The organism is Streptococcus nidrosiense, from assembly GCF_042140045.1.
In the GTDB taxonomy this organism is placed as follows: Bacteria; Bacillota; Bacilli; order Lactobacillales; family Streptococcaceae; genus Streptococcus; species Streptococcus nidrosiense.
On sequence record NZ_CP152419.1, the window covers coordinates 40,084 to 60,423 of the forward strand.

Sequence of the window (20,340 nt, forward strand, 5' to 3'; positions counted from 1 at the left end):
TTTATTTTCCTTGTCTTCTTTTTAATGCTATTCCTAGCCCTGATAGAATTGCTAAAACAAATAATGTTAAGTTACTTTCTTTCGTTCCAGTATTTGGCAATGTTTTTGCACGTTCTACTCGTGAATAAGTCGACTTGCTTGATGCTTGTTGCTGACTTGTGTAAGTTTGACCTTTGACAATAACATTTCCTTTATTATCGATAGTAACGTTTTTATCACTTGCATAATCTTTATTTGATTTATCATTATCGGCTTGTGGACGATCAACGTTAACTGGTTTTTCATCAGTAGCTAGTTTTGTTTCACGTACAACAACATTCCCTTGAGCATCCAATGTAACTTCTTTACCTGCATCAAGAGCTTTCTTCAATTTGTCAACATTGACAGTAGGAAGTTCTTCAGCAACTGGTGCATCTTTAGGAACAGCAACGATTGTTCCGTCAGGAAGTGTTTTAACGGTGCTATCTTTCGCATCTTCCTTAACAAGTGCATCAAGATTCAACTCAGGAAGTGTTGCAACGGTTGGTGCGACTTTAGGGACAGCGATTACTGTACCGTCAGGAAGTGTTGCAACAACGTTTTCTTGAGCTTTCTCTGCAAGGTCAACAAGTTTAGCATATGTTGCTTCAAGTTCTGCAAGTTTAGCTTCTTCAGCTTTTTGTGCAGTCAACAAGTTTTCAAGCTTAGATTGTGCCGTTTCTAGGTCAGATTTAGCGAGTTCTAATTTGACACTAACAGCTGTTCGAGCTTGTTTCGCATTTGCTAGAGCAACAGGTGCGTCCAAATATGCTTGCAATTGTTCAGCCAATTCTTTAGCTTCTTTAACAAGAGCATCTTTTTCAGCAAGAAGTTTAGTAACTTGTTTATTCAAGTTGTCTAGTTTAGTTTCTTGGTCTTCAAGGTTCGCTGAAGCAATGTCAAGAGCTTGTGACGCAATTGTTTGTTTTACTTTAGCTGATTTAAGTGCATCTTGAGCTTTAAGAAGAGTAGCTTTCTTGTCAGCTAGACTTGCTGAGAAGTTAGCGACTGCTTCACTTGCTTGAGCTTCACGTTTCTTAGCATTTTCAAGAGCAATGTTTGCCAAACGTAGGTTGTTTTCTGCAACTTGGGCTTGGAGTGGCGTAGCCATTGCGTCAGCCAAGACTTTTTCAGCTTCAGTTTTCAAGCTGAGTGCGCTTGCGTAATCAGTTGAAGCTTTTGTCAAAGCTTTTTTAGCATTTTCTAAAGCTGTAGTTGCTTGTTCAAGGTTTGATTGGGATTTGATTACTTTAGCTTGAAGTTGGTTAACATTATTTTTTATCTCAGCTTGAGATAATTTTTCAAAAAATGGTGCGTATAGCTGTTTTGTTTCAGCAATTTGTTCTTGCATTGAGCTCAACTTGCTTTTGACTAAATTATCAACCTTAATGGTCATGATTTTTTTATAATCGTCTAAAGTTCCCGAAAAATCATCTGTTGAACTTGACTGATATTTAAAAGTACCATCATCATTTTTCTTAAGCCAGCTCACACTCCAACTATTGAAAGGGGCGATATGTCTTAATTTAAAAGTTTCCCTAACAGTGAATCCCCCAGATGAACCTGTGAAATCGATGCTTGGAACTTTATGTTCTTTTTCATAATCATCCAACTCCTTCGCTTTACCATCGAGTTGAGCCTGTTTTTGGGGATCAATTACATTTGTTCTACGATACTCATTTTGAATAGCAGCATAATAGTTGTTATATTCTTGGAGTAGATAAATATATTGCGGATGGTTAACAGCGTAATTAATAAGTTCAGCAACCTTACTGTTATACTCAGCTAATGAATGTTCAATTTTAGATAATTTAATTGCCCCATATTGACTATAAATAATCGTATCGTTAGCTTTTGCATTAGGAAATGAATGGGTAAAATATGCACCTCCAGCTTCTGTTGAATCAGACCTATTTTGGTATAACCCCATATGAACGTTATCTCCAGATAGAAGGTTAAAATAATGTCCCCAATTAGAATGAGCATCTTTAAAAGCAAAACCTAACATGTGATACACAAATAAAGTGTTCAATTCTGTAAATGTCATGCTACTTTTCTTAAATCCAGCCATAGGATAAATATTTTCTGTAAATGCGCCTGTAGCTTTTTGAACATTTGAAAATCCATTATGACCTAGTTCAGAACCATATTTATTTACGTTTTCAGGTTTGTTAGCAAAATCATTCCAAGCATCAATAGCTTTCATTCCCAAATCAATACTATTTTCTGTAACTTTATTTATTGGCTCTAGCCCACTGATTTTGCGAAAAGCATTTAGTTGAGATGCGAATGCGATGTTTAGTGCTTTATAATCTTCTCTTGACAAGATTAATTTACCATTTTGTAAATTGTATGTCTTGTTAAACGCTTCATCTCCAATTAGAGCTTTGATGAATTGTTGTGAAGTATCGTCAATATAAAGATTCAACATACTACTAAGTAGATTTTCTTCAGCGTATTTTTGAGCTTCAACATTTTTATCTTCTTTTATTAATCTTCTGAACTCGTTCATTTTAGCTGTAAGATCAAAAGTTTTATCTTTGAAGTAAATAGTACCTGATTTATCTACAATTTCAGCATTGATAGCTTCATAGATATTTGTTGGTTTGCCAATATTTTTTAACGCATCTTGAGCTTTTTTCAATTCATCTTGAGCTGATTGCAATTTAGCTTCTACTGATTCAGCATGTTCATTAGCTGTTGCTAATTTTTCTTTAGCTAATTTGACAGCATCATTTTTAGTATTTACATCAGTTTCAGCTGATTTGATAGCATCTTCACGTGCTTCATCAGCTTTTTTTGCTGTTGCAAAAGCAGTTTCAGCTTCAGTGACTGTAGCTTCAGTGTCTTTAACGCCTTTTTGAGCTTCTTTCAAGTCTTTTTCAGCAGTTGCAAGTCCACTTCCGTCAAGTGCAGATTCTGCATTTGCAACGGCTTGTTCAGCTGTTTGGACATCTTTTTCGGCTTGGTCAAGATTTTCTTTAGCTATTGCCACGTCTGATTGCTTTTCAGCAAGAACAGTAGTCTCAGTTTTGATTTGTTCATTTGTAGTTTCAGTTGCTTCTTGGTTAGCAGTCTGTGCTTCAAGGTTCTTAGCTTGAGTTTGTTTTGTTTCAAAAATCTGTTTAGGTGTTGCTTCAGCTGCATTCGCTTCAGCTACAATAACAGCGTGATTTGCATTAGCTACTTCTGTTTCAGTTGAAGCAACAGTAGCTTCTTTTTCTTTTACATCAGCTTTAGCTGTGTCAATCTTAGCTTCAGCTTCTTTCACAACAGCTTTTTGTGCGTCAAGAGCAGGTTTCACTGTAGAAGGCGCAGGAACTTGGCTCTTTTCAAGTGGTTTCACTTGTGACTTAGCAACAAGTGCAGGTTCATTAACAGCAGTGTCAGCAGGTACTGGTGTTGCTTGAGCTTCTTGAGCAAATGCAGGCGCACCAACTGATGCAAGCGCAATAGCTGTTGAAGTTGTGAGGGTTTGCAATTTTTTCATCAATTTCTCCTTTAATGGCTAATAGGATTGGTTTGACTGTTAAGTCAAACCATGGTATACGTAGTATATCATGCAATTTTACATGTTTTATACCAGTATTTTAACACAATTTTAGTTTATAGACAATATTTTTGTAAATATTTGTTTGCACACTGGTTATTTTCTACTTTTATTCCTTGTATTATGGTAGATAAACGAGGTAAAACATGGAACCTATTCAATTAAAAAAATATATCGGTCAAAAAATTCGTACCATTCGCAAAGAAAAAAGATTAAGTCAACAAAAGCTCAGTGAAAAGGCTGGTGTGGGTATAGATTATATTTCCAACCTTGAAACAAAGGGTTCAAATATAAAGATTGATACACTTGAAAAGATTATCACAGCTCTTAATATCACACCATCAGAGCTATTTGAAAGCCGTATAACCCAAAAGAATCCACATCTAGAGTTATTAGTTGACCAATTAACTCAACTTCCACAAACGAGTCAAGAACAGCTATTAGAAGCCTTCCAATTACTAATAAAAACCGTGAAAGAAAAACCAAACCGCTAAGATTTGAATCCTAGCGGTCATTTTTTCATTCGTTCAATTTTCTTTCCTTATATTATGCAGTTTTGTTGTGATACGAATAACGCTTCGTCGCCTTGTATCAGTCGAAAGTTAATTTTCTATCATCAACATCAACAATTGTTAAAAATCACTAACTTTTGCCATTGTTCAGTATCAAGGAGTTCTGATGCTCCACCACCGCGTCACAAATACATCCACTAACACAAAAAGGTGACAGAGCCACCTTTTCGTTAACGTTTCAGTTTTGTTCCTTTTTCTACAAAATCAGGATTTTGTAGAGACTAACGGGCTGAAATTATTTTTCTGTAAGTGCAGCCAAACCTGGCAATACTTTACCTTCAAGAAGTTCCATTGATGCTCCACCACCAGTAGAGATCCATGAGAACTTGTCTGCACGACCAAGGTTGATAGCTGCGGCAGCTGAGTCACCACCACCGATGATTGATTTAACGCCTGGTTGTTTCACGATAGCGTCCATCACACCGATTGTACCAGCTTGGAAGTCAGGGTTTTCAAATACACCCATAGGTCCGTTCCATACAACTGTTTTAGCACCAGTCAAAGCTTCGTCAAATTTAGCGATAGATTTTGGACCGATGTCAAGACCAAGGAAACCTGGGTCAACTGCTTCACCTTCAGTGTCTTTCACTTCAGTGTAGTCAGCAAATGCGTTCGCTTCTTTTGAGTCAACTGGCAAGATCAATTTGCCGTTTGCTTTTTCAAGAAGAGCTTTAGCGACATCCAATTTGTCTTCTTCTACAAGTGAGTTACCGATTTCGATACCTTGTGCTTTGTAGAATGTGTAAGTCATCCCACCACCGATAAGAACTTTATCAGCTTTTTCAAGCAAGTTTTCGATAACACCGATCTTGTCTGAAACTTTTGAACCACCAAGGATAGCCACGAATGGACGTTCTGGAGCTTCAACTGCTTCTTGGATGTAAGCAATTTCGTTTTCAAGAAGGAATCCAGCAACTGCTTTTTCAACGTTTGCTGAGATACCAACGTTAGATGCGTGTGCACGATGAGCTGTACCGAATGCATCGTTTACGAAGATACCATCTCCAAGTGATGCCCAGTATTTACCAAGTTCAGGATCGTTTTTAGATTCTTTCTTACCGTCAACATCTTCAAAACGAGTGTTTTCAACCAAAAGAACTTGTCCATCTTCAAGAGCGTTGATAGCTGCTTCCAATTCAGCACCACGAGTTACACCTGGAAGGAAAGTAACTTCTTGACCCAATTTAGCAGCCAAGTCAGCAGCTACAGGAGCAAGTGATTTACCAGCTTTGTCTGCTTCTTCTTTTACACGTCCAAGGTGAGAGAAGAGGATTGCGCGTCCACCTTGTTCAAGGATGTACTTGATAGTTGGAAGAGCTGCAGTGATACGGTTGTCATTAGTAATCACGCCATCTTTTACAGGAACGTTGAAGTCAACACGAACGAGAACTTTTTTCCCTTTCAACTCAACGTCTTTAACAGTCAATTTTGCCATTTGGAAAGACTCCTTAATTTTTTTTACGTGTTAATTATATCACAAAATCAATAAAAGAGATAGCAAAACCTTAAACTTTTATCCACAACAATTTTTCTCGATTAATTCAGGACAGTGCTTGTAACTACGACAGAATACTCTACCATTTTTATTCTCCCCCCCTATACAAAAAGATTTGACTTTTAAAAGTCAAATCTTTTTTATTAATATGAAGTCAGTGTTAGATACACTCTCTATCTTACTCTTCTTTTTTCTTTTGAGCTAGCAAACCAAAGCCACTTAAAACTCCAGCTAGGCCAAGAGCTACTAGGTTTGCATCTACTTCTGTACCTGTACTTGGAAGTTGTTTTCCTTCAGTTTTTTCAACTTGTACTTCTGTTTTTGCTGGTTCTTGCTTCGCTGCTTGGCTTGCTTGAACTGGCGAAACGGATGTTTCAGTCTTAGGTTCTGTTTTTGTAGTTTCCTTCTTAGTATCTTGAGTCGCTGGAGCAGGTGTAACTGGTCTGTCACCTGGTACTTTAACTACTTTTGTACCGACTTCAACAATCTCAGTTACGGCTTCCTTGAGAACTTCCGTTCCCTTAAGACTGCGATGTCCTTCAGCATCAATCTCTACAAGGTTTCTACGAAGACCTGCAACTCCTACTTGAACCAAGCGTCGTTCTCCTAATGGGAGGCTAGGATTTACTCTTTCTTCATGTCCATATGCAAGAACTTCTTCTTCCACAACTAAGCTTGGTTTCTTAACTTCTAAGACTTTTGGACCGTCTAGCGGTTGAACACGGCTTTCTACCTTCGTACCAACTTCAGTGATTTCTGCAACTGCTTCCTTGACTACTTCTGTTTTAAGAAGAGTACGGTTACCTTTGACATCTACTTCAATCAGACGACGAGTCTGCCCTTCTACACCTACCTGAACAATACGACGTTCACCCAACAAGAGATCTCCTACTGGACGTTCTTGGCGTTCGAAGGCTTGAGTTTCTGTTTCAACCACTAATTCAGGTAGTGCTTCAACTGTTGGCGCAGTTTCACCTTCTTCTAAGCTACCCACATGATGGCTTTCTTTAACAAGGAGTTTTTTATTGAGTTCTTCCTTGAGGTTGGCAAATGCTTCTGGAGTTGGCGTTTGTGAAGATAACAAAGCTTCAGCTTCCGTAATCAACTCAGATTGAGGATCTTTTTCAATGACGGATTCGAGCAAGCTCTCCAATTCTTCTCTAGCAGTTTGATAACGTTGATTGCCATCCAATTCAGTACCAGCTTGTTTCAAGTCATTCAAGGCCTGGTTGACTGCTTCTTGACTAGCATCGTGGTTTTCTAAGATAGCTTTCGCTGCATCAAGCTTCTCAGCAAGAGCTGCTTGTTTTTCGGCATCAGCAAATGTATAAGCTATTGTTTCTTTGCGTCCTTGAGCAGATGTGATTTCTTGTTTCAGATATTCGTCGTTAATGGCTGCCTTAGGTGATACTAGAACATCAAAGTCGACAGTTTGTCCTTGATAGTGCAACTGAAGTTTTTGACGGCCTGTTTTTTGAGAATCATAGCCTGTAATTTCGACTCCTTGGTCTGTAAAGCTATGTTCAGTCTCCGTCTCATCATCATACAAGACCTTGAAACGTCCTTCTGATAAGTCTAGAGCATCGCCTACCAAGTAATCAATTTTCGGTTGCTTGCTAATATACACGGCTGCGACTTCTTTTGGACCAGTTTCTTCACCAGTGACTTGAACCTTAAAGCTACCTGCAACTGGAAGACCAAGATAGGTTACTGTTAACTCTTGTTCGCCATGATGGTGAGCATCGTAGCCATTAACAGTAACTCCTGCATGACTAAGGTTGATGACTTCATCTGCTTCTTCACCTTCGTATTTGACACGGAGAAGACCACCTTTAAGATTCAATTCCTCACCAACTTGATAAGTTGCCTTTTTAGGTGCTACTTCTAGACTGACAGCCTTAACCTTTCTTTCATCCTGAGGAATCGTCACAGCAAGAGTATTACTGATTTCTTTCCCTGGCAATTGTGTTCGGTAGTAAAGAAGACTTGGACGTTTTTCAAAGCTCAATGGTTCTGTCGCCAAATCCCCTCCAACTGCTGTATTTAAGGTAGCGATTGGAGTTTGTGAATCTGCCTTGTCATAGACTGTGATGGTTGCCCCAGCAGGAACTTCTGAGAAGCCGAGCTGAACCTTATTGTCTGTTAGAACACGCGCTGCAACTTTACTCATTGGAATGTTTTGGCTTTCTGTATCAAGAGTTTCATACATCTTCCAGTTGTAGATACGAATGGCTTTCCATGGTGTTCCATTGTCAGACGTGATGACGTTCAAGCGCCATTCTTGCGCAGTGATTGGGCTATCAAGGGTGATATCTGAAACATGGGCTTTATTACCACGAACAGCTTTAGCTAGTTTCCATTCTCCAGCTTCATCCTTATAGTAGAGGTCAAAGTCTTTGGTGTTCATCAAGCCATCATTAACAGACTCTCCACCAGCTCCTGCGTGGTCCATGACCCATCTAACAACACGGCGTGGTTGTGTCAAACGGATATCAACGCTACCACTCAACTGAGCAGAAGACCATTTGTCAGATAGGCTGGTGATGGTACCATTCAACATTCCTTCGATGCCTTCGCCACCTTCTGTATTTGGGAAGGTACTTCCGATAACAGTCGCTCCTGGAACGATGTTTGCTGCTAATGGTCTTGGAAGGCTTGTATCTTGGACAGTCATTCCCCACTCGAAGTTTGTAGTTGCTGCTTCAGAGCGAAGTCCATTCTTCCCAACTGCGACAACCTTCAACTCTTGACTAGTACCAGTTGCACTAGCTGAACGGCTAACTTTTGGTAGGTATATCGTAGTGGCAGACGAGCCTGTCAATAGACGCCAAGTATCGCCATCCTTCTCATAAACTTCATAGAAGTCAGCATCCTTGTTACCTGTAAATTGAACAACGGCTTCCGCTTCTTGAGCATTTTTCAGAGATTGTTTGGCTACTTTAAGAGCTGTTGGTGCTTGAGGTGCCTCTTGATTATCTGACACAGTCAACTCACCCAAATTGAATTGGTAATCCTTAAGAGCAGCAGTATTTTCGAAAGTAAGTTTGATACCGTAAATGGTCTGACCTGCCAAGGCACTCAAGTCAAATTCGTCTTTTGTCCAATCGTCGGATAGAGTCAGTTCTTTACGAGCATTCTCACCACCATAAGTATAGTTTTTCTGAGTCGCAAATTCTACATAAACCTTGCTTCCCTTACCACCCTTATGGGCAACACGAAGTTTTGTTTTATCCGTCACTTCCAGTTTTGTAGAGTAGAGACGAACGTCTTGGTTGGTATTTTCGGCTAAATCACCTGCAAATTTGAGTGAATTTCCGCCATTGTAGGCATCTTCAAAGTCATAGTCAGCTTGGAGTTTAGCAGCTGAAGATGTTTGCCACCAACGCCATGTAGGCAAGATACCTGATACAGAACGATAGTTCCATTCAGAATCCTTAGAAACTTTACCGTCTACAAACCACTTTTTACCATGTCCTGTGTTAAAGGATGTTGTAAAGGTACGGCCTACTGCTGGTGTGCGGTCAGCTACTAGGTTAGCAATCCCGTACCAGTCCTTGTCATCTGGTTTTTGACCAGTTGGATCTCCTTGATAACCTGTAAAGAAGATGTTTTCATTCTTATGATAGTCTTCGCCTGTCTTACCAAGACTCGTGATAGTATCAGGAGCAAAGAGTCCAAGTGATAAGCGGAGCTTGCCATTTTCATCTAGAAGGGCATCCCATTTCACTTTTGTCTTGTAGGAACCACCTTGTTGCAATTCCAAACCTGCAAAAACATCATACTGACTACGTCCAAGCCATTTTGCCATAGTTACAGAGTAATCATTTTTCTCTTTGGTCCAGTTAAAGTTGGCAAAGAAATGATCCGCAGGAACCTTGTCTCCCTCTTTTTCCATGAATTGGTAATTGTATTCACCAAGTCCATCTTCATGATAACGACCATATTCATAGGTCATGGCGTCATACCAAGAATATTTGACTGGATGATTAACTTGAGCTGCATATTCCTTGGTATAAAGCATGAAGTCACGCATTTTCTTACCAAGAGGCGTTACGATATCACCTGTTGTTTCTTGGTTGATAAAGTAACCATCAAAGCCGTAGTATTTAGCCAAATCAACCAACTTACGAGCGATAGGGAAAGTTCCGTCTTCGTCTTGTTGAAGGGCTGCAGCAAATTTTTCTTGGTCTGCAATGCTATTTGACCAGTTAAAGAATAAGGTACCCAATACAGGAACACCATTACGGTGACCAGCATCAATCACGTCTGGAGTTGGGACTAGCCCTTCCCAGAAGACCATAGAATTTAGGTATTGCCAGTAGTCAAAAGCATAGGCTTTAAACTCTTCACCCCCTACAGAAGCGTGGTCTTTAGCCTTAGAGTTAGTATTAGCAAGGGCTTCGACTTTGGCATCCTTATTGGCTTTTTCATTGATGACATGACCACGGTAACGCTTAGCCAATTCTACTGAAGAGCGGTTAATGGCATCATCTTCACGGGCACCTGGTTCCCATTTCAACAGGTCTTCCCAGGTATCAAACTTAATTTCTTTTGGTCGAAGACTTTTTTCTTCTTTCTTAGGAACATCTGAAACAGTTGCTTTCTCTTCAGCCTTATTTTCTGTAGTTGCAGGCGTTTCTTCAGCCTTAGGTGTTTCAGCAACTGGATTAGTTGCTTCCTTATCAGCTGCAGTCAATTGATCCAAACTTGGTTTCTCTTCTGAAACAGGCTGCTCGCTTGTCTTATCTTCCGTAGCTTCTAGCTCCTTCAATACTTCTGGTGCTGGTGTGGTTGCTTCTGCTGGAGTAGTGGTTGACGGTTGCTCTGAAGCTACTGCTGTAGTTGTTGCCCCATTTTCTGGAACGACAGACTCTTCAGCCAAAGCTGGACCTGCAAATAGAACTGAACCAATCATCAATGAGCAGGCACCCACTGACAATTTCCGAATACTATAGCGACAATGTTTTTCAAAAAATGGATTCTTCATCTTTTTCTCCTTTGACTTTCTATAAAAAAGTAAGCGCTTTATTTTTGAATTAAAAAAGTAGCTGTTCCAAAAATACACAGAACAGGTCATTTTTATTTTACGATATTTAGAAAAAGAGTCAACACTAGCCCTTCAAGAACTATAAAGAAGTGAAGAATTAATATAAATTAGACAATCAAGCTCCATTTTTAGAATAAATTTAACATTTTCTTAAAAAAAAAAATCATTTACTACTTGTTAGATTTACTTTTATCCTTTAAAATAGAATGGGAGAAATTCCGCGATTATTTTTCGGAGGAAAAAGAAAATGTCCATTAATTGGCAGGAAATTATTTTTCACTTTTTAGGTGGTCTGGGTCTATTTTTATATAGTATCAAGACCATGGGAGACGGTTTGCAACAAGCTGCTGGAGACCGCCTTCGATATTACATTGACAAGTACACAAGTAATCCCTTCTTAGGGGTCTTAGTGGGGATTGTCGTCACTGCCCTCATCCAGTCAAGTACAGGTGTAACGGTTATTACGGTTGGACTAGTCAGTGCTAGTCTCCTCACCCTTAGACAGGCCATCGGGATTATCATGGGCGCCAATATTGGAACGACCGTAACGTCCTTCATCATCGGTTTTAAACTTGGCGAGTATGCCCTACCCTTGATTTTCCTTGGAACCATGTTCTTATTCTTTACAAAAAACCGTACTGCAAATAATATTGGACGTATCCTTTTTGGTGTGGGTGGTATCTTCTATGCCCTCAACCTCATTAGTACTGGGATGAGCCCTCTTAAAGACTTGCCTCAGTTCAAGGAATACATGGTTACCTTGGGTCAAAATCCTATCTTGGGAGTTGTGGCTGGTGCAGTTATTACCGTTCTGATTCAGGCTTCTTCTGCAACCATCGGGATCCTACAAGGTCTTTATGCAGGTGGATTCCTCGACCTCAAAGGGTCACTACCAGTCCTATTCGGAGATAATATCGGTACAACCTTAACCGTTATCATCGCAGCAGCCGGAGCAAACATCTCTGCTAAACGAGTTGCAGCAACTCACGTTACCTTTAACGTTTTAGGAACCATCCTCTGTTTGATTTTGTTAGGCCCATTCACTTCGATGATCGAGTACTTCCAGGCACTACTTCACCTCTCACCTGAGATGACGATTGCCTTCTCACACGGTGCCTTTAACGTCAGTAACACCATTGTACAATTCCCATTCATCGGTGCTTTGGCTTACTTTGTTACTAAGCTAATCCCTGGTGAAGACGAAGTTGTTAAATACGAACCTCTTTACCTGGATGAACAACTCATCAAGCAAGCTCCTTCTATCGCCCTAGGAAATGCCAAGAAAGAACTCTTGCACCTAGGAAACTATGCTGTAAAAGCATTTGACCTTTCTTACGACTACATTATCAATTCTAACGAAAAAGTAGCTGAAAAAGGACACAAGACCGAAGAAGCTATCAACACAATCGACGAGAAATTAACACGTTACCTCATTAGTCTATCTAGTGAAGCATTGAGCCAAAAAGAGAGTGAAGTCTTAACCAACATCCTTGACTCTTCTCGAGACTTGGAACGTATCGGTGACCACGCTGAAGCTTTGATTAATCTTAACGACTACTTGCAACGCAAGAATGTTCAATTCTCTAACTCAGCTCTAGAAGAGTTGGAAGAGATTTACCGTCAAACAAGCGATTTCGTTAAAGATGCTCTTGAGAGTGTTGAAAACAATGACCTTGAAAAAGCTCAAGCTCTTATTGAACGCCATGAAGCCATCAACAAGATGGAACGCGTCCTTCGTAAGACTCACATCAAACGTCTCAACAACGGCGAATGTTCTACCCAAGCTGGTGTCAACTTTATCGACATCATTTCACACTACACTCGTGTGTCAGACCACGCTATGAACCTTGCTGAAAAAGTTTTGGCTGAACAAATTTAAGATAAAAAAATGCTTTGATTCTTTCGAATCAAAGCATTTTAAATAGCTCGCCAATCATAATGGAAGATGCAGCTGCTCCCTTATACCTAGCTTCTTCCTTTTGGATAAAGCTGGCCAGATTGACTAACTCTGGCGCTGGGGTCTTGGGATTCTTGAGAAGTTCAAGAGTGACCAGACCTGATAGCCGTACTGCAAGCAAGCGCTCATTGGTGCTGGGCAACTGCTTAGCAGTTGCTAGGAGTGCAGCCACTAAATCTTCACTCAAATTTTGACGGGCATGATTGTAAAGGTCCCGTATCAAGGTTTCTAGGTTTGGTTCTTCCATACCTATCACCTCCATCTTTTCTGTTTAATAGTTTTTAATCAAATCTACAGTAGAGCGATCTAATTTTTTCACCAAGGCTTGTAAGAAAGCTTGAGCTTCAAGGAAATCGTCCATAGCATAAAGTGTTTGATGAGAGTGGATATAACGGGCACAAACACCGATTGTTGTAGATGGAACACCACCATTTTTCAAATGAGCTGCTCCTGCATCTGTACCACCTTTTCCACAATAGTATTGGTATTTGATTCCAGCTTCTTCAGCAGTTGTCAAAAAGAAGTCCTTCATGCCTGGGAGAAGCAAGTGACCTGGATCGTAGAAACGAATCAAGGTTCCATCACCAATCTTACCTTGACCACCATAAACATCACCTGCTGGTGAGCAATCCACCGCAAGGAATACTTCTGGATCAAATTTAGTTGTAGATGCATGGGCACCACGAAGTCCAACTTCCTCTTGCACATTTGCACCAAGGTAAAGTTCATTTCCCAGTTTTTGACCTGACAAGTTTTCAGCCAACTCGCTAACCATGAGAACTCCATAACGGTTATCCCATGCTTTTGAGATGATATTTTTTTCATTAGCAGTTAGGATTGCGCTACTATCTGGCACGATTGTGTCCCCAGGACGGATACCAAAACTTTCAGCTTCTTCCTTATCCGCAAAACCACCGTCAAAAACGATATCTGAAATAGCTGGCATGGTTGGGCCACCTGTGCCTCGAGTCAAATGTGGAGGTACTGAACCTGAGATGACTGGAATTTCACGTCCTTGGCGCGTAAAGAGTTTAAAACGCTGGCTGCTAACAACCATAGGGTTCCAACCACCAATGCTGACTACTCGGAAGGTGCCGTCTGCTTTGATTTCACTAACCATAAAACCAACTTCATCCATGTGAGAGGCTACCAAAACACGAGGTGCATTTTCAACTTCTGAGTGTTTAACCCCAAAAATACCACCCAAGCCATCAGTCACGACTTCATCCACGTGAGGTGTTAATTTTTCACGAAGATAAGCTCGAACAGGTGCTTCATGACCTGAGATAGCGGAAAGTTCTGTTACTTCTTTGATTTTAGAAAATAATGTTGTCATTTCTATCCCTTCTTTCTTTCAACCATTTTACCACTTTTTATAGGAGAAAGGTAGTGGAAATCAACATTTTACCAAGTAACTTACTCTTATAACAATAAAAGAATCACAAATGTGATCCTTCTTCTCTTGTATTTCGTTTTAATGAAAAGTAGTCTGGTACTGGATCTTTACCCGTTTCAGACCAAGGATGGCAACGTAATATCCTAGCCAAGCCCATCAAAACTCCCTTGAATCCATGTTTTTCAATAGCCTGAATCATATAGTTTGAACAACTAGGCTCAAATCTGCAAGAAGGTGGAAAAGCCGGCGAGATAAAGCGCTGGTAAAAGCGCACTGGCGCAATTAAGATTTTTTTCATTATTTATTATTGGTTACAGCCATGGTGTGTAGTTGGCTGATTTCTTTTTTATTGAGACGACGTGATTCTCCTGGACGAAGTCCTGTCAAGTCTAGATGACCAAAACGAGTTCGAGAGAGTTTATCTACTTGGAGACCAACAGCTTCAAACATTTTTTTGACCTGGTGATTGCGTCCCTCATGGATTGTCAACTGTACAACTGAACGGTTTTTAACTGGATCTACTTTAAGAATCTCATAAACAGCTGGCTTGGTTTTCTTGCCATCAATCTCAACCCCTCGAGTCAAGGGACGAAGATTTTCTTTGTTGGCAATTCCTTTCACACGCGCAACATAGACCTTATCAATCTCATTACGAGGGTGAATCATCTCATCTGTAAAGTCCCCATCATTGGTCAAAATCAAAACACCTGATGTATCCCAGTCCAAACGTCCCACAGGGTAAATACGTTCTTTTACATTGGGTAAGAGATCTACAACAGTCTTACGACCCTTGTCATCTGTCACACTGGAAATCACACCGCGTGGTTTATTGAGCAGATAGTAGACCTTTTCTTCGTTATAGATGGGTTGACCTTCAACTTCGACCTTGTCGCCTGACTTGATAGTCGTTGCTAGTTCACGAACCACTTGGCCGTTAACCGTCACCAATCCTTGCTTGATCAACTCTTCTGCTTTTCTCCTACTGGCCACACCTGCGTGGGCAATATATTTATTGATTCTCATCTTCTTCTATCCTTTCACCAAATAATTGGCTTTCTTGTGCTTGAATATCAAGCTCATCAATCACGGGCAACTCTTCCAAATGGTTAATGCCCATGTAATCTAGGAAATAATCCGTCGTTACATAGAGATTAGGGCGTCCAAGAACCTCTTTTTTCCCGTCTTCTTTTATCAAGTCAAAGGCTTGCAACTTAGCTAGCGCTCCACTTGAATTAACCCCCCGAATAGCATCGATCTCTATCCGTGTGATAGGCTGCTTGTAGGCAATGATGGACAAGGTTTCAAGGGCAGCCCGAGACAGGCTCTGATTGATGGGTGCCTTAGAGTATTCTTTCAAAATGGCTGCAAATTGAGGCTTGGTGACTAATCTATAAGCACCACCTGTCTCAATCAGGGCTAGACTAGAATCCTGGTCTTTTTCATACTTTTTGGCTAATTTTTCTAGACTCTGCTGAATCCCAGTCGGTGGAAGTGATAGGACCTCAGCCAACTGGCGAATCCTAATACCCTCTTCACCCGCTACAAACAAGAGCGCTTCTATTTCTGCTAAAGTACTCATATTTCCTCTCTATCAAGCCTGACTTTGTTCTACTTGATTTTCCTCATTCTTTTTCAGGAGATAGATATCTCCAAAGCTCTCTTTTTGAATTAAGAGAATTTCTTGGGTTTTAATCAACTCCAAGGTTGCTAAAAAGAGCGTGATGACCTCTTGTAAATCCTTGGTTTCTTTAAACAAATCCTGCAAGCGCAATTGCTCTCCGTCAACCAAGGCTTCTCGGACGATAACCATCATATCCTCAATCTTATACTCATCTCGTAGAATGGTTGTATGATTTTGCGAGAATTCTTCCTTTTTCTTGGAAAGCAAGTTTGAAAAGGCTAAGAAAAGATCAATCGTCGTCTTATCATGCACAAGTTCAGCATCCTCATAAATCAGCTCTGTAGGTGCTTTTGAGTAATATTGAGCTCGTTCTTGATGTTTCTCTTCCAACTGCTCTCCCAAAAGTTTAAACTTGCGGTATTCTTCGATTTGAGAAAAGAGGTCCTGCTCTAGGTCATCCTCTAGATCTGTCACTTCTGCAACCTTTGGCAAGAGCTTGCGACTCTTGATCAGCATGAGTTGACTAGCCATGACCATGTACTCACCTGCGACTTCCAAACGCATGGCTTGTAAGGTCGAGATATAGGCTAGATATTGCTCGATAACCTCTGTAATCGGTACATCATAGATATCCATCTGGTACTTTGAAACCAAGTGCAAAAGAAGATCCAAAGGCCCTTCAAAATCTTTTAATTTAATATCCATTATCTATATTTTTCCAAGGTCATGACTGTCTTTAATCCTAATTTTTTAGCGATTTCGTACAAGTCAACCTTTTCTTCAATTTGTCTTAATATAAACTGTTCTCTCAATCCTTGGGCAGATAAGTCTGAAAAACTTCTTTCTTTTAGAAAGGCTTCTAACTGTCGAAAGGCCCATTGACGAGAGTATGGCTTCCCAGCTTTTTCAAAGAGGTAGGTCTGTCCCATCAAGGGTTCTAACTCTGCAAGCAGGTTTGTGGGAAGGCTCAAGATTCTTTGTTGAGAAGCTTTATTGACTCTCAACACTTGAAAATCTAGGTTCACATCACTTGTTTTTAAGGCTAGAATTTCACTCGGCAAGAGGCCCAATTCTACTATTAACAAGGCTAGCAAGCGTCCTTCTGGATAAGCACTTTCTTGCCAGAAAGAACTGAGGTCTAAAAGTTCTGACTGAACTTGCTTTTTCTCAGCCTGTTTCGGCAATTCTAAACGATAAAAGGTGTCAATTTTCCCCTTCTGGTATAAAAAGTAAAGAAATTGATTGCAAGCAGAAACCTTACGCTTTTGGGCACTAATTTTAAAATTTGATAGTTGAGCTTGGTAGATTTTTAAACTTGTCTCAGAGATTCGTTCTCCAATCAAATCTAAAAACTGCTCCAAGTCATACTTATAGGATTGCTTAGAATTTACAGACAAACCTTGTTTTTCTTCTAAAAATGCTGAAATTCCTTCTCTCATTTGCTTCGAATCTCATATCCCTTACTAAAGTCATGCAAGAGAGCATTGACAGCCTTAAGGATTGATTTCCGTGTGATAATGCCTTGGAAGATACCATCCTTGTCAACGACTGGTAGGAAAGACTCATCCACTAACTTATGTAAAACATCCGTCAGTGTATAGTCTGGACTGACAACTGCTACGTCCTTCTTGGTCATATGTACAATATCCGTGTCTGCCATAGCTTCCTGACTCAAGCTCTGCTCCATCTGGTAGGCCAGAATGTCTCTAAGTCCAATGGTTCCGACAAATTCTTTCTCATCAGTCACTACTGGCACTCTGGTATAGGTCATCTGGCTAAGGAGGAGAATTGCATGATCTGCATTGTGGCTATCAATGAGTACAGCCAAATTTTCAGCAGGAGTTAAAAAGGTTTCCTCTTGCTCCAGTAAAAACTGTTCAAACTCTTTGGCAATCATCGAGCAAACTCCTTGGATAAGCCTGGATAGACCTCATGGTTACGTGTCAAAAAGTCCACTTTAAAGTAGCTATCATCAATCTCTACACGGGCATAGAGACATTCTCTGATGGTCCCACGTGGCTGACTGATAGAACCTGGATTTAAAAAGAGGGTCTTTCCTTCCATCCAAGCATTTGGAACATGCAAGTGACCATAAAGGCAAATATCTGCATCTTCTTCCTGCGCCCAGAAATCAAGCTTTTGGAAATTGAAGTTAATATCAAATAAGTGTCCATGGGCCTGGATGATCTTGGTAGGGCCTAGTTGAGTCACCAAGCGTTCTGGATAATCTGAATAAAAATCCATGTTCCCTCTGACTACTTGGATTCCTTCCCAGAGGGGTGAATCTGGGCGAAGCTCAGAGTCACCATCGTGAAAAATAGCATCGACTTTCCCCAAATAGCGGTTACGGATTTCTTCTACAATCAAGCTATCTCCGTGGGAGTCACTCATTACAATGATGGTTTGCTTTGCCATGATGGAAATACCTCCAAAAGTTTCTTAACGGCTAAGGCACGGTGGGATTGACTATTTTTTTCTTCGAGGGTTAATTCAGCTGATGATTTACCAGTTTCTCCTACTAAGAAGAGCGGATCATAACCAAAACCATTTTCACCCTTAGGTTCAAAGTTAATATAACCTGGCCAGTCAGCTTCGACAACCAAGCTTTCCTTACCTGGGCTAGCTACGACCAGGGTGGTGTGGAATTGTGCCGAACGGTCCTTGAGTTCAAAGACCATAGCCAACTCGTGCAAGAGTTTAGCATTATTTTCTTGGTCAGTAGCCCCTACTCCTGCGAAACGAGCTGACCAGACACCTGGTAATCCACCGAGGACATCAACTTTAAGACCAGAGTCATCAGCTAAAACCATCTTGCCTGTTAATTTAGAGATAGTTTCAGCCTTGAGGCGAGCATTTTCTTCAAAGGTCATACCAGTTTCAGCAACTTCAGGTAGGTCTGGATAATCATTTAGATTTTCTACGTCATAGCCCAGTTTGTCAAAGATCGCACGAAATTCCTTGGTTTTACCCTCGTTACGAGTTGCAATCAACAAGGTTTCTCTGACTTTATTTGTCTCGAAAAAGTCTTGAACATTTACTCCTTCTTTTGGCAATTCGACATGCAGAAGTTGTCCATTTTCAACTAAGAGCAAGGCACCCTGACGTTGAATGACTTCCAAGTTTCGGTCCGCTTCTTGGTTGAGAATATCTACCACAAAAGAGAGTAAGCGATAGGCTGAACCGTATCGTAAAACAGTGACTGAAAGCGGAAATCCTCGCTCCTCATCTCGAAAGATTTTGGCTAAATCAAACAAAGGAAGCTCTAAGTCATCATCCGTCAAAGTCCGAATGCCACCAAAAACACTGTAGGATCCAACATACCAGTCCTGGTCGTCCTTGTATTCATAAATTTTGTTTGTCATAATGTTACATGCTCCACATGAATCTCTTTTTCCAGCCATTCTGCTCCTATCTGGGCAAAACTTTGGCTATTTGCAGTTGTATAAAAACGGTGTTGAAGGGGCGCCGCATCTCGGCTACGGTTAATCTCAAAGTAATTGAGCAAGACAGAAATATCACGCACACACTCAGCTCCACTATCGATCAGCTGAACCTTAGGCCCCATGACATTTTGGATGATAAGTCTAAGAAGCGGATAATGGGTACAGCCTAAAATCAAGCTATCTACTTTTCCGACCAAGGGACGCAAGGTTTCATAGACAACTTTCTTGGTTACACTGGTCGATAGAGCACCTGACTCGACCAAGGGAGCAAACTTAGGGCAGGCCAAGCTTTCCACTTGTAAATCTGGGTCTAGATCATGAATCTTTTGTCGATAAATATCTGATTTTACCGTCATCGGAGTTCCAATCACACCGATCTTCCCACCCTGACTCGCTTTGATAGCTGCTGATGCACCAGGCAAAATCACACCCAGCACCGGAATATCCAACTTAGCTTTAATCTCTTCCCAGACGACTGCCGTTGCTGTATTACAAGCAATAACAATCATCTTAACATCCTTGGTCAAAAGAAAGTTGACCAGCTGCCAAGTATATTCACGAATCTGCTCAGCAGGCCGGGGACCATAGGGAGCCCGTGCCGAATCTCCAATATAGACGATTTCTTCATGGGGAAGCTGGCGCATGAGTTCACGCACAACCGTCAAGCCCCCGACACCCGAATCCAAAAAACCAATTGGTCGATTATCCATACAGTCTTCTTTCTAGTATTTTTTCTGATTGATAGTTCATTATCATTACATTTCTTCCTGAAATTTCTGACAGACTGGATAGCTCCCGACTGTCTCCCTCTTAATCATAATCAAATATCAATAGAATGCAAGGAAAAAGTCTTGTCTCTAAATATCAGTCAAACATAGTGAGAAGTCTGGAACTTTCATCCCAGACTTTTCCTATTTATTTCTTTTTATTGTTAGCAAGGGCTGCTTTTTGTTGGCGAATGATTTGGTGGTAAACTTGTTGTACTTTAGCTTCGCTTGGCTTTTGACCGCTTGCACTCAACAGAGTACGAACTGCTTCTGCATTCAAACGTGGGTTATCCGCAAATTCTTTTTCGATTTGCTTGCGCACCAAGTACATACCTCCAAGAGCTCCTCCTAGAAAAGCTAAAAGAATCAATACAATTGCTAAAATAAGGTTCATAACATTTCTCCTGTTTCTTTTTGAATCTTCTATATTATACCATAAAGTCCCACGCCTGACTAGTTTGAGTTACGCTTTCA

Annotated in this window: 17 protein-coding genes; 2 read left to right on the forward strand and 15 right to left on the reverse strand. The window is 40.6% G+C overall.

Annotated features, from left to right (window positions below; all coding sequences use genetic code 11):
• Position 1 precedes the first annotated feature (1 nt).
• Entirely contained in the window at positions 2-3,508 is a 3,507-nt protein-coding gene (locus AAFQ93_RS00185; protein WP_375555316.1) for an LPXTG cell wall anchor domain-containing protein, read from the reverse strand.
• A 206-nt stretch (positions 3,509-3,714) separates the two neighbouring features.
• Here AAFQ93_RS00185 and AAFQ93_RS00190 point away from each other — a divergent pair, with 206 nt between their 5' ends.
• On the forward strand, positions 3,715-4,062 hold the full coding sequence (locus AAFQ93_RS00190) for a helix-turn-helix domain-containing protein (RefSeq protein WP_371620973.1): 348 nt from the start codon (positions 3,715-3,717) through the stop codon (positions 4,060-4,062).
• Positions 4,063-4,375: 313 nt separating this feature from the next.
• Here the strand turns inward: AAFQ93_RS00190 and AAFQ93_RS00195 are convergent, their stop codons facing one another.
• Positions 4,376-5,575 carry a phosphoglycerate kinase gene (locus AAFQ93_RS00195; protein WP_001096781.1) on the reverse strand — a complete coding sequence of 400 codons (1,200 nt, stop codon included), beginning with the start codon at positions 5,573-5,575 and terminating at the stop codon, positions 4,376-4,378.
• Between the two features lie 238 nt (positions 5,576-5,813).
• Positions 5,814-10,622, reverse strand: a complete 4,809-nt coding sequence (locus tag AAFQ93_RS00200; protein WP_375555317.1) for an endo-beta-N-acetylglucosaminidase — start codon at positions 10,620-10,622, stop codon at positions 5,814-5,816.
• Between the two features lie 307 nt (positions 10,623-10,929).
• Here AAFQ93_RS00200 and AAFQ93_RS00205 point away from each other — a divergent pair, with 307 nt between their 5' ends.
• Positions 10,930-12,561 (forward strand): Na/Pi cotransporter family protein, encoded by a 1,632-nt coding sequence (locus AAFQ93_RS00205; protein WP_375555318.1) that lies wholly within the window; start codon positions 10,930-10,932, stop codon positions 12,559-12,561.
• Positions 12,562-12,589: 28 nt separating this feature from the next.
• On the opposite strand, the gene AAFQ93_RS00210 is transcribed toward AAFQ93_RS00205, so the two are convergent.
• The 12 genes from AAFQ93_RS00210 to AAFQ93_RS00265 form a co-directional block, all read right to left on the reverse strand.
• The gene (locus AAFQ93_RS00210; RefSeq protein WP_375555319.1) at positions 12,590-12,886 is read right to left on the reverse strand and encodes a bacteriocin immunity protein; all 297 of its coding nucleotides are present in this window, start codon (positions 12,884-12,886) and stop codon (positions 12,590-12,592) included.
• 24 nt (positions 12,887-12,910) lie between these two features.
• Entirely contained in the window at positions 12,911-13,975 is a 1,065-nt protein-coding gene (gene pepA / locus AAFQ93_RS00215) for a glutamyl aminopeptidase (RefSeq protein ID WP_375555320.1), read from the reverse strand.
• A gap of 103 nt (positions 13,976-14,078) precedes the next feature.
• Positions 14,079-14,333 carry a membrane protein insertion efficiency factor YidD gene (yidD, locus tag AAFQ93_RS00220; protein ID WP_000721871.1) on the reverse strand — a complete coding sequence of 85 codons (255 nt, stop codon included), beginning with the start codon at positions 14,331-14,333 and terminating at the stop codon, positions 14,079-14,081.
• Entirely contained in the window at positions 14,333-15,058 is a 726-nt protein-coding gene (locus tag AAFQ93_RS00225) for a pseudouridine synthase (RefSeq protein WP_016466836.1), read from the reverse strand. The genes yidD and AAFQ93_RS00225 overlap by 1 nt, the downstream gene beginning before the upstream one ends.
• On the reverse strand, positions 15,045-15,614 hold the full coding sequence (scpB, locus tag AAFQ93_RS00230) for an SMC-Scp complex subunit ScpB (RefSeq protein ID WP_375555321.1): 570 nt from the start codon (positions 15,612-15,614) through the stop codon (positions 15,045-15,047). The genes AAFQ93_RS00225 and scpB overlap by 14 nt, the downstream gene beginning before the upstream one ends.
• A gap of 12 nt (positions 15,615-15,626) precedes the next feature.
• Positions 15,627-16,361 (reverse strand): segregation/condensation protein A, encoded by a 735-nt coding sequence (locus tag AAFQ93_RS00235; protein WP_375555322.1) that lies wholly within the window; start codon positions 16,359-16,361, stop codon positions 15,627-15,629.
• On the reverse strand, positions 16,361-17,095 hold the full coding sequence (gene xerD, locus AAFQ93_RS00240; protein ID WP_375555323.1) for a site-specific tyrosine recombinase XerD: 735 nt from the start codon (positions 17,093-17,095) through the stop codon (positions 16,361-16,363). Before xerD ends, AAFQ93_RS00235 begins: the two co-directional genes overlap by 1 nt.
• Positions 17,092-17,553, reverse strand: coding sequence for a cyclic-di-AMP-binding protein CbpB (cbpB, locus tag AAFQ93_RS00245; protein ID WP_375555324.1), 462 nt, complete (start codon positions 17,551-17,553; stop codon positions 17,092-17,094). The genes xerD and cbpB overlap by 4 nt, the downstream gene beginning before the upstream one ends.
• Complete coding sequence (locus AAFQ93_RS00250; RefSeq protein WP_375555325.1) at positions 17,550-18,071, reverse strand: metallophosphoesterase; 522 nt, start codon at positions 18,069-18,071, stop codon at positions 17,550-17,552. The genes cbpB and AAFQ93_RS00250 overlap by 4 nt, the downstream gene beginning before the upstream one ends.
• A complete protein-coding gene (locus AAFQ93_RS00255) occupies positions 18,047-19,018 on the reverse strand; it encodes a nucleoside-triphosphate diphosphatase (RefSeq protein WP_375555326.1) in 972 nt (323 codons plus the stop codon). Before AAFQ93_RS00255 ends, AAFQ93_RS00250 begins: the two co-directional genes overlap by 25 nt.
• The gene (racE, locus tag AAFQ93_RS00260; protein ID WP_375555327.1) at positions 19,015-19,809 is read right to left on the reverse strand and encodes a glutamate racemase; all 795 of its coding nucleotides are present in this window, start codon (positions 19,807-19,809) and stop codon (positions 19,015-19,017) included. The genes AAFQ93_RS00255 and racE overlap by 4 nt, the downstream gene beginning before the upstream one ends.
• A gap of 205 nt (positions 19,810-20,014) precedes the next feature.
• Entirely contained in the window at positions 20,015-20,260 is a 246-nt protein-coding gene (locus tag AAFQ93_RS00265; protein ID WP_060955249.1) for a YneF family protein, read from the reverse strand.
• Positions 20,261-20,340 lie beyond the last annotated feature (80 nt).

Excerpts from the sequence above, each read along its gene's own strand:
- AAFQ93_RS00185 (WP_375555316.1), bottom strand. The coding sequence starts at position 3,508 with ATGAAAAAATTGCAAACCCTCACAACTTCAACAGCTATTGCGCTTGCA.
- AAFQ93_RS00190 (WP_371620973.1), top strand. The coding sequence starts at position 3,715 with ATGGAACCTATTCAATTAAAAAAATATATCGGTCAAAAAATTCGTACC.
- AAFQ93_RS00195 (WP_001096781.1), bottom strand. The coding sequence starts at position 5,575 with ATGGCAAAATTGACTGTTAAAGACGTTGAGTTGAAAGGGAAAAAAGTT.
- AAFQ93_RS00200 (WP_375555317.1), bottom strand. The coding sequence starts at position 10,622 with ATGAAGAATCCATTTTTTGAAAAACATTGTCGCTATAGTATTCGGAAA.
- AAFQ93_RS00205 (WP_375555318.1), top strand. The coding sequence starts at position 10,930 with ATGTCCATTAATTGGCAGGAAATTATTTTTCACTTTTTAGGTGGTCTG.
- AAFQ93_RS00210 (WP_375555319.1), bottom strand. The coding sequence starts at position 12,886 with ATGGAAGAACCAAACCTAGAAACCTTGATACGGGACCTTTACAATCAT.
- pepA (WP_375555320.1), bottom strand. The coding sequence starts at position 13,975 with ATGACAACATTATTTTCTAAAATCAAAGAAGTAACAGAACTTTCCGCT.
- yidD (WP_000721871.1), bottom strand. The coding sequence starts at position 14,333 with ATGAAAAAAATCTTAATTGCGCCAGTGCGCTTTTACCAGCGCTTTATC.
- AAFQ93_RS00225 (WP_016466836.1), bottom strand. The coding sequence starts at position 15,058 with ATGAGAATCAATAAATATATTGCCCACGCAGGTGTGGCCAGTAGGAGA.
- scpB (WP_375555321.1), bottom strand. The coding sequence starts at position 15,614 with ATGAGTACTTTAGCAGAAATAGAAGCGCTCTTGTTTGTAGCGGGTGAA.
- AAFQ93_RS00235 (WP_375555322.1), bottom strand. The coding sequence starts at position 16,361 with ATGGATATTAAATTAAAAGATTTTGAAGGGCCTTTGGATCTTCTTTTG.
- xerD (WP_375555323.1), bottom strand. The coding sequence starts at position 17,095 with ATGAGAGAAGGAATTTCAGCATTTTTAGAAGAAAAACAAGGTTTGTCT.
- cbpB (WP_375555324.1), bottom strand. The coding sequence starts at position 17,553 with ATGATTGCCAAAGAGTTTGAACAGTTTTTACTGGAGCAAGAGGAAACC.
- AAFQ93_RS00250 (WP_375555325.1), bottom strand. The coding sequence starts at position 18,071 with ATGGCAAAGCAAACCATCATTGTAATGAGTGACTCCCACGGAGATAGC.
- AAFQ93_RS00255 (WP_375555326.1), bottom strand. The coding sequence starts at position 19,018 with ATGACAAACAAAATTTATGAATACAAGGACGACCAGGACTGGTATGTT.
- racE (WP_375555327.1), bottom strand. The coding sequence starts at position 19,809 with ATGGATAATCGACCAATTGGTTTTTTGGATTCGGGTGTCGGGGGCTTG.
- AAFQ93_RS00265 (WP_060955249.1), bottom strand. The coding sequence starts at position 20,260 with ATGAACCTTATTTTAGCAATTGTATTGATTCTTTTAGCTTTTCTAGGA.